Raw genomic sequence first — 9,832 nt, forward strand, 5'->3', positions numbered from 1 at the left:
GTCGCTGGGGAACCCGGCTTCCAGGTGCACTTGGCGGCCATGGAACTCGCCGGCTACCGCACCGCGGTGGCGGAGAGCAGGCCCTCGGCGCTGGTGTGGCTGGAGGTGTGCCGGTTCGATCTGGTGGTATTTGATGTGGAGTTGCCTGATACGGATCATCTGCGCCGGGCCCGGTGGCTGTCCGGGGTCAACCGGCTGGCCCAGAGCATCACCGGCGCGGAACTCCATCGCTCACCCGGTCAGTGCCCACGGCCGCCTCGGCGGCTTCTGCACGGACGATGTCAGGGATGAGGGCCGCGAGTTCGTCACCGGTGACTTCGCGACCGACGAGGCCGCGCTCGTTGCCTGGACGACTGAAGTCGCCGACGGGGGCAGGGGCCTCCCGGGAGCCCTGTTCACTGGGCTGAGCCCGTGTCAGTTCGGCAAGCTTATCTCCGGTCTGCGAGGCGCCCGGATACGTGCCGCTTCTCCTGCGGGGGAGCGCGTCGCAGGCCGGATGAGTTCGGTCAGGCGTTCTCTTCCGGGTCTGCTGGTTCGGGCCATGGGTAGCCGAGTGCCTCGGCGTGTGAGCGGCTTCCTCCCTTGACCTGCGCGTAGGTCTTCGGGTCTTGCTCGGCGAGTTGTTGCAGCGCCGCGGCAGCCTGATTCTCGGGAGGTGTGCCGTCGTCGGGGAGTTTCCAGATGAACTGCAGCCAGGGGCCGTCCTTGTCACGCTGTCCAGCGGCGAGGCCTGGCCAGTACGTGAAGGAGACCATGGCCGAGTCCTGGTCGTGGAAGTCGGTGCCGATCCAGCCGGCCTGGCCGTCCCACCGGGTGAGGAGATCGGGTTGTTCGCGTAGCCCCGCGGCAATCAAGCGGGCGGTGTTTCGAGCCGGCCAGGCCCAGGACCGGTCGTTCTCCGCGCGTTCGATCTCCGTGTCGTAGTCGCCCGCGTCGAAGCGGTACTCGGGGAGTTCCGCGTGGGGTTGCCGCGTCGGCGGGCGGCGCCAGTCACGCCACACCACCTGGTCACCTTCCCTGCAGATGGTCACGTGGAGCGCGCCGCAGCAGCCCTCGGTGCAGTACGCCTCGGCGAGTTGCACCTCTCGGGGCTCGGCTGTGGCGCAGCGGCCGATGGCACACAGCTCGACACCATGATCGGTGGCTGACCGCCGCAGTCCCGCCTTCCTCCAACTCCCTTCTCCCTTCGGCTCCTTCCCTCCGTGGCCGCGTCGCGGCCGTGCCTTGACAGGGGTATGTCGTGAACACCGGTACGAGAGTTGTCCGTTGGCTGCGCGGCAGACGCGCAGGGATCGTGGTGACGCTGGCCGTCGCCCTGGCGACAGGCGCGCTGCCCGCCACGCAGCCAGCGCAGGCCGCGAGTGGCGGTCTGGGCCGGCCGGACCTTCCCGAGCAGCGGGACAGCGATGTGCGCGCCGTGAACGGGCTGGGCGCGAAGAAGGCCCGCACGGCCGTCGCCGCGGCGCGCGCGAAGAACTCCGCGCAGGCCCGCCGGGCCACGGCCGAACAGCACTCGGCCTGGCCGAAGCCGGCCCGGGCGACCGTCACCGTGCCCGGCAGCCGCTCGGGCCGCATGACGACGAAGCCCGGCGGGCTGCCGGTCACGGTCGCCCCGGGCAGCGTGGGCCACGTGGCCGGCGGCGACGCGTCGATCCGGGTGCTGGACCGCAAGGCCACCGCGGCGGCAGGCGTGAAGGGCGTCCTGCTGACGGCGACGGCCACGGAACCGGGCCGGGCTCATCTCACGCTGGACTACTCGGGGTTCGCGTCGGCATACGGGGGCGGCTGGTCGGGGCGGCTGGGGATGGTGCGGCTGCCCGCCTGCGCCCTGACCACCCCCGAGAAGGCCGCCTGCCGTACTCGTACGCCGCTCGCCTCGGACAACGACGTCGACGGACAGACCGTCTCGGCGGATGTCGCGCTCGCCCCGGCCTCCTCCGCCACCGTGCTGGCCCTGGCCGCCACTTCCAGCACCTCCACGTCCGGTGCGGGCGACTACTCGGCGACCTCGCTGTCCTCGTCCTCGACCTGGGAGGCGGGCGGCTCCTCCGGAGCGTTCACCTGGTCGTATCCCCTGTCCACACCTCCCGCCGCGGTCGGCCCCCAGCCCGATCTGGAGCTGTCGTACGACTCCGGCGGCATCGACGGGCGCACCGCCTCGACCAACAACCAGTCCACCCCGGTCGGTGAGGGCTTCGACCTCACCGCCGGTTCTTATGTCGAGCGGTCCTACGGCAGCTGCGACAAGGAGGGTCAAGACGGCAAGTCGGACCTGTGCTGGAAGTGCGACAACGCCTCTCTTGTCCTCAACGGGAAGTCCAGTGAGCTGGTCAAGGACGACACCACCGGCGTGTGGCGGCTGAAGAACGACGACGCCTCCACCGTCACCCGCTCCACCGGCGCCGACAACGGAGACGGCAACGGCGAGTACTGGACGGTGACGACCGGCGAAGGCACCAAGTACGTCTTCGGCCTGAACAAGCTCACCGGCGCCGGCACCGAACGCACCAACTCCGTGTGGACCGTGCCCGTCTACGGCGACGACTCCGGCGAACCCGGCTACGACCAGGGGTCCGCCTTCGCCGACCGCGCCGCCACCCAGGCCTGGCGCTGGAACCTCGACTACGTCGAGGACCTCAACGGCAACGCCATGACGTACTGGTACACGCCGGAGAGCAACTACTACGGCAAGAACGGCGCCTCCACCGCCACCACCGAGTACATCCGCGGCGGCCATCTCGACAAGATCCTCTACGGACAGCGCGCCGACGCCCTGTTCACCGGCGTCACTTCCGACAAGGTCACCTTCACCTACGAGGAGCGCTGCACCGCCTCCGACTGCTCGGAGCTGAAGGACTCCACGGCCGACAACTGGCCGGACGTGCCGTTCGACGCCATCTGCAAGAAGGACGCGGACTGCGACGTCCGTGGCCCGTTCTTCTTCACCCGCAAGCGGCTCACCCAGGTCGACACCTACGCCTGGTCCGCGGCGTCCGGCGCGTTCACCGCCGTCGACACCTGGGCGCTGACCCAGGAGTTCCTGGACGGCGGGGACATCGGCGACACCAGCGACCAGACGCTGGTGCTCAAGAGCCTGCGGCACACCGGCAAGAACGGCACCGCCGTCACCCTGCCCCCGGTGACCTTCACGTACCAGATGCGGGAGAACCGCGTCGACGCCACCGACGACATCCTGCCGCTGAGCCGTCCGCGCATCGAGAGCGTCACCTCCGAGACCGGCTCGATCACACGGGTCACGCTCTCCGAGCCGGAGTGCGTGCGCGGCTCGAACATACCGGCCAAGGCCGACCACAACGCCAAGTCCTGCTACCCGCAGTACTGGAACATCAACGGCGCCGAGGAAGCGTCCATCGACTGGTTCCACAAGTACCGCGTACTCGCCGTCAACACATCCGACCCCACCGGCCACAACGACGCGGTCGAGTACCAGTACTCCTACGCCGATCCCGCCTGGCACTACGACGACAACCCCTTCACCCCCGCCGACGAGCGCACCTGGTCGGTCTTCCGTGGCTACGGCCAGGTCACCGCCACCAAGGGCACGGGCACCACCCGCAGCAAGACCGTCTCGATCTATCTGCAGGGCATGGACGGCGACCGGCTGCTGGACGCGGACGGCGAACTCGATGCGAGCGCCCGCCGCTCGGCGAGTGTGGCGGGTGTCGACGTCAGCGGTCTCGACGTGGCCGACCAGACGGACAGCCAGCCGTACGCGGGCTTCCTGCGCGAGAGGATCAGCTACGACGGCTCGACACCGACGAGCGTCACCGTCCACGATCCCTGGTCCAAGAAGACGGCCACCCAGCACAAGTCGTACGCGGACACCGAGGCCTACTACGTCCGCGAGGCCAAGGCATACGCCCACACCTATCTGACCGCCACGGCCAAATGGCGCACCCGCACCACCGCGACCACGTACGACGCCTACGGCATGGCCGCCACCGTCGACGACGCGGGCGACACCGCCAAGTCGGGCGACGAGACCTGCACCCGCAACTGGTACGCCCGCAACGATGCCATGGGCATCACCGCCCTGCCCTCCCGTACCCGGACCGTCGGCCGGCCCTGCTCGGTGTCCGAGACGGCACTGAACCTGCCGACGTCCGCCGCGAGCCCAGGCGACGTGCTCTCCGACACCGCGACCGTCTACGACAACACCTCGGCGACCGGGTGGAGTGCGGCCCAGACGCCGACCCTGGGCCTTGCCACCTGGAAGGGCCGCGCCTCCGCCTACCCGGCCACCGCGACCGACGGCGAACGCCCGCCCACCTCCTGGCAGACCGTCAGCAAGACCACGTACGACACGTCGACGACCAAGCTCGGCCGCCCCATGTCCGTGACCGACGCGGCGGGCAACACCACGGGCGCCGCCTACACGCCCACCGACGCCGGGCCACTGACCCGCACAATCATCACCAACTCCAAGAGCCAGAAGAGCTACACCTACCTCGACCCAGCACGTGGCTCCAAGACCAAGGTCTACGACGTCAACACCAAGCTGACCGAGACGGCGTACGACGCGCTGGGCCGGGTCACCTCGGTGTGGCTGCCCAACCGCTCCCATTCCTCGGACCAGTCGGCGAACTACACCTATGCCTACTCGGTAACGGCCGACTCCCCTTCCTGGACGTCGACCTCGACGCTGAAGGCGGACGGCGACACCTACAACACCACCTACAGCATCTACGACGCACTGCTGCGGCCCCTGCAGACCCAGTCCCCGAGCCCGCTCGGCGGCCGGCTGCTGACCGACATCCGCTACGACAGCCGAGGTCTGGCCTACGAGACGTACGCGCAGATCTTCGACCAGGACAAGACACCCAACGGCACCTACACCCGCGCCGAGTACGGCGAGGCCGCACAGCAGACCGCGACCACTTTCGACGGCGCGGAGCGGGCCACCGCCAAGACGCTGTACGTCTACGGCGTCAAACGCTGGACCACGTCGACCGCTTACACCGGCGACTCCGCGGCGACGACCGCCCTGTCCGGCGGCTCCGCGACCCGGCTGATCACCGACGCCCTCGGCCGCACCGTCGAGCGGCGCGAGTACGCGGGCACTTCCCCGGCGGACTCCGCCTACGGCGCCGGCACCGGATCCGCGTACACCTCCACGTCCTTCACCTACACCGTGGACGGCAAGGAGTCGACGATCACCGGACCGGACGGTTCCGTCTGGTCCTACGGCTACGACCTCTACGGCCGCAAGGTCACCTCCACCGACCCCGACAAGGGGAAGACCACCACCGGCTACACCAACCTCGACCAGGTCTCCTGGCTCAAGGACGCCACCGGACGCGTGGTGATCTCCGCCTACGACACCCTCGGCCGGCTCTCCGGCACCTGGAGCGCCCCGGCCACCGCCGACCTGACCTCCACCACCGAGGAGCAGGTCGCCGCGGGCCAGCTGACCGCCTACACCTACGACACCGCTGCCAAGGGGCAGTTGGACACCGCCGTCCGCTACGTCGGGGGCAGCGGCAGCTCGGGCACGGCCTACACCAAGAAGGTCACCGCCTACGACGCCCTGTACCGCCCCACCGGCACTCAGATCACCCTGCCGGCCGGTGACGCCCTGGTCACCTCGGGCGCGGTCCCCTCCACCACCCTCGACTTCTCCTCGTACTACAACGTCGACGGCACCCGCCAGTACACCAAGGAGCCCGCCGCCGGCGGTCTGCCGGCCGAACAGATCAACACCGACTACAACGGCGTCGGCCTGCCCACCACCGTCTCCGGCGCCAGCGGCTACGTCCTCGGCACCAGCTACTCGGCACTGGGCGAGACAGAACAGCTGACCCTGGGCACTTCCTCCGCCACCGGCACCAAGAAGGCGTACATCACCAACACCTTCGAGGAGGGCACCGGCCGCCTCAAGCAGTCCGCGGTCACCGACCAGACCCATGGCTACGAGCTCCAGGAGCTCAACTACGCCTACGACGATGTGGGCAACGTCACCTCAGTCCTCGACCCCACCACACGCGGCGGGACCTCCGCGGACGACAACCAGTGCTTCGCCTACGACGGCCACCAGCGGCTGACCGAGGCATGGACCCCCAAGACAGCCGACTGCTCGGCCACCGGCCGTACCACCGCCAACCTCGGCGGGGCGAGCCCCTACTGGACGTCGTACGAGTACCAGGACTCCGGTCTGCGGTCCACCGAGACCACCCACGCCACCGGGGGCGACACCAAGAAGACCTACTGCTACGACAGCACCCGTACGCACGCCCTGGCGGCGGTCACCACGGCTGCCTCCTGCACCGGCGTGACACCCACCTACGCCTACGACACGACCGGGAACACCACCACCCGCCCCGACGGAAGTGCCACCCAGTCCCTCGTCTGGAACGAGGAGGGCGACCTTGGCAAGCTCGTCGAAGGCAGCAGCACCACCGGATACGTCTACGACGCCGACGGCAGCCTCCTCATCCGCCGCAACACCACGGGCGAGACGGTCCTCTACCTCGGCGCCACCGAGGTCCACCTCGACACCAGCACCTCCACCGCCAAGTACTGGGCGCAGCGCTACTACACCGCCGGCGCGTCCACCGTCGCCCTGCGCAGCAACAAGTCGGGCACCGACACCCTGACCTGGCTCGCCGCCGACCGGCACGGCACCTCCGCCCTGGCGCTCGAGTCGACCACGCAGGCCGTCACCAAGCGCTACAGCACCCCCTTCGGCGGGAACCGCTCCGGCGGCACCGGCACATGGGCGGACGACAAGGGCTTCCTCGGCAAGACGTCGGACACCGACACCGGCCTGACCCACCTGGGCGCCCGCGAGTACGACCCGGTCACCGGCCGCTTCATCAGCGTCGACCCGGTCCTCACCACGGACCAGGGCCAGTCCCTCAACGGCTACACCTACGCCAACAACAACCCGGTCACCCAGTCCGACCCGACGGGCCTGGAGTCGTGTGGCTCGGTCCACTTCTGCTCCGGCAGCAACGGCACGTACGGGACGTACAAGCCGGAGAACGACCCGGGCTCGGACCAGTACGACGGATCGAGCAACGATTCCTCCCCGCCAGCGCTGGGTGCCGCCACCGGTAACAAGACGACCCGGCACGACCAGGCCCGCGACCGGGCCATCAAGGTGATCCAGATGCAGGTCAAGGCGCTGGGCGTGAAGAACTTCAAGATCTTCACCTCGATGCAGGTACCGGGTGCGAGCAAGAAGTGCATGCACCCCGGCAGGAATCCCGGGGCGTCGTGCAACTACGGAGTGCCGGACATCGTCGGCTACGACCCCAACCACGACATCTACTACGTCTGGGAGGTCAAGTCGGCGGGAGTGGCGTCCAAGGCCGTTCCCGAGGCCCAGTGGTACGTCAACCGGATGCGCGCAGACGGGAAGAACTCGGTGCTGGGCTGGACCATCGGCGGCCCGTACAACGTGGTGAACGGCGACAAGGTGATCGGGCCGGAGCCGGGGGCCGTCATCTACGGCAGACCCAACAACAAGAAGTTCAAGCGAGTGCTGAGCTCCAGCCCGACGGCCGTGGCCCAGCAGCAGTCCCAGCCCGTGCCACAGCCCACGACCGGTCCGGGGCCCGGCCCCTATCCGGGGACCATCGACCAACCCGGACTCGGTATCGTGCCCCAGGCGACGGACGGTGTGAACCAATGGCCGTTGCTGGTACCTATTGTCATCGTGGCGGCGCCGTTCGTCGTCGGGGGCGGTGGTGCGGCGGCGACCGTATCGGTGAGCGCGACCGTCGCCGCCAGTCTCTTCGAACTGGCGGCGTGAGCAGGAAGCAGCGGACATGAATCCTCTGGACACCCTTGTCAAGCAGCATGTGGCCCCGGTCATGAAGGCGGCCGGCTTCACCAAGAAGGGCAGGACCTTCCGTCTCGCGGCCGGGAACGGCGACCACCTGATCCTGCAGTTCGACACCCACGCCGTCGATCCGGGCAGGCACGTCTTCGACGTGACCTTCTCGGTCGTCCCGCTGCCGTACTGGGAGTTCCTCAAGCGGCAGCACGTCGACCCGCCGGCCCCCGATGCCAGTGGCGCCCTTGCCACCTGCCCCGTGATTCCGCCGGCCGAGGTCGCCCACGAGCCCGACGAGGAGATGCCGTTCAGATCCCGGTGGGCCTTCACGGAGCCGCGGACACGGGATCTGTGCGGGCGGGAACTCGCCCGCGTCCTCGTGGAGGAGGACCTTCCGCGCATGACGCGTCTGCTCGACCGCAAGACCCTTCTGGAGGAGACCCGCACCAACCCGAACGGCGAACTGGTCAGGATGTGGGGCGCCGCGCAGAGCGAGATCGTGCTGCGCGTCGACGACGACCCGGTCGCGGACGTGGCCGCGCTGGTCGACAAGGCCGACGCGGACGGGGTGTTCCCGGGCTTCGTCGCCTGGGCGCGACAGCGACTGCAGCGACGCGCAGTCGGGGAGGCCTGACCGTGGGCTTCTGGGGCTCCTACGTCGTCTGCCGCAGCGAAACGTCGCTCGACGACCTCCAGGCCGTCATCGAACGGCACGACGGCGTCGACGAACACGAACACCGGCCCGGCGGGTGGCAGATCGGCCGCTACCCGGGCCCGGAACTCGCCGACGAGGGCCCGGCAATGCTCGCGGAACTGGCCGAGGAGACGGGGGCACCGACGCTGACCGGCTTCGTGCTGGACAGCGACACGGTCTTCGTCGAGGGATACTCCAGCACGGGCGGTCACTGGCGGGCCTGCCTCGCGCGAGAGGCCGCCGAGGCCTACTGCGAGGACGACGACGAGGACTTCGACGCTCGGTTCCTCCTCTCGGAGCCTGCCGCGCAAGCCGCTGCCGGCTGGGCCCGGGAAGCCGGCCTCACCCCCGACCCACCGGGCCTCCTCGCGACGTTCGCGGAGGAGGACAGCGACTTCGCGGAGGGACTGTTCTTCCGGCTGCTGGACCAGCTGGGCATCTGAGGCGCCTGAGCGATGGTGCTGTCCGCCCACCGCCGCGCGTACCCGGAGGGCCCGTTCCGGACGGCGCACGCGCGGCTGGTCGACGAGGGTCTCGTCGACGACCGTGAGTCCTGGGGTCTTCTCTCCAAGGGCGAGTCGGAGGAGATCTGCCGGGACCAGCGGGGCGCCTTCGCCTAGCGATGGGCAGCCAGTGGTGTCGGGACGATTCAAGGAGGAGGAAGCTGTGATGGAGGACGACGACCCCATCAAGGACGTGACCATCTGGGCCACGCTCGACGAGCAGGCGGCCGTGCCGCGGGGGGAACTCGTGGACCATTGGTTCCGGACCGCGATCGACTCCTTTTTCTCGAGCGGGGCGAAAGAGACCACCGACTCGTACGCGGTTGTCGCGGAGTCCCTCAGAGGTGGGCGGGATACCAAGCTCAAGGATGTCCGGAAGAACTGGTCGGCGCTTGTCGAAGAGCTTCGCTCGCATCCGTTTTACGCCTGCGTCGGCTTCCACGAGCCGTCGGTGGACGAGGACGCATGGATCGATGACTACGGGCGTGTCGGCAGCCAGCACAAGGGCCGCGACGGAACCCACACTGAGCTTTCCGCGTTCCTCCCGGGGGGAGACCGGATCGCCGACTCAGTCTTCTGCGCAGGCCTGCTCGATTTCCTGGCCACTGCCCTCGACGGAGCCAACCCGGTGTTCGCGCGCGTGGACCACTTCAACGTCCACGACAAGCCCGATCTGGAGGTGGCTCTGCGGCGGAGCCACAGGAAATACCTGGGCGAGGCTCGTACCTATCTGCGTGGCTATTCCTGGGTCACTGGCGTGCCGGCAGAGCTGGCCGCCCGGTTGGGCGGCGCGCAACGCCTCGCGGACGTCGGCGCCTTCCATGCCGTACGGGAACT

General features: G+C 69.0%; 6 protein-coding genes and 1 pseudogene. 6 read left to right on the plus strand and 1 reads right to left on the minus strand.

All coding sequences use genetic code 11. The annotated features are described in order from the left end of the window. Positions 1-291: pseudogene (locus tag RB628_RS37980) on the plus strand (hypothetical protein); the annotation flags it as partial. 215 nt (positions 292-506) lie between these two features. Here RB628_RS37980 and RB628_RS37985 read toward each other — a convergent pair. After that, positions 507-1,082 carry a hypothetical protein gene (locus RB628_RS37985; RefSeq protein ID WP_318325212.1) on the minus strand — a complete coding sequence of 192 codons (576 nt, stop codon included), beginning with the start codon at positions 1,080-1,082 and terminating at the stop codon, positions 507-509. A gap of 158 nt (positions 1,083-1,240) precedes the next feature. On the opposite strand from RB628_RS37985, the gene RB628_RS37990 reads away from it, so the two are divergent. The 5 genes from RB628_RS37990 to RB628_RS38010 form a co-directional block, all read left to right on the plus strand. Further along, positions 1,241-7,774, plus strand: coding sequence for an RHS repeat-associated core domain-containing protein (locus RB628_RS37990; RefSeq protein ID WP_318325213.1), 6,534 nt, complete (start codon positions 1,241-1,243; stop codon positions 7,772-7,774). A 16-nt stretch (positions 7,775-7,790) separates the two neighbouring features. Further along, complete coding sequence (locus RB628_RS37995; RefSeq protein WP_318325214.1) at positions 7,791-8,432, plus strand: DUF4304 domain-containing protein; 642 nt, start codon at positions 7,791-7,793, stop codon at positions 8,430-8,432. A 2-nt stretch (positions 8,433-8,434) separates the two neighbouring features. Continuing rightward, complete coding sequence (locus RB628_RS38000; RefSeq protein WP_318325215.1) at positions 8,435-8,935, plus strand: hypothetical protein; 501 nt, start codon at positions 8,435-8,437, stop codon at positions 8,933-8,935. 12 nt (positions 8,936-8,947) lie between these two features. Beyond that, positions 8,948-9,112 (plus strand): hypothetical protein, encoded by a 165-nt coding sequence (locus RB628_RS38005; RefSeq protein WP_318325216.1) that lies wholly within the window; start codon positions 8,948-8,950, stop codon positions 9,110-9,112. A 49-nt stretch (positions 9,113-9,161) separates the two neighbouring features. Beyond that, the coding region (locus RB628_RS38010; RefSeq protein ID WP_412180791.1) for a hypothetical protein at positions 9,162-9,832 on the plus strand (671 nt) is incomplete at its 3' end.

Source organism: Streptomyces sp. ADMS, from assembly GCF_033441795.1.
Lineage (GTDB): Bacteria > Actinomycetota > Actinomycetes > Streptomycetales > Streptomycetaceae > Streptomyces.

Coding starts and splice junctions, on each gene's coding strand:
- RB628_RS38005 (WP_318325216.1), top strand. CDS start 8,948: ATGGTGCTGTCCGCCCACCGCCGCGCGTACCCGGAGGGCCCGTTCCGG.
- RB628_RS37995 (WP_318325214.1), top strand. CDS start 7,791: ATGAATCCTCTGGACACCCTTGTCAAGCAGCATGTGGCCCCGGTCATG.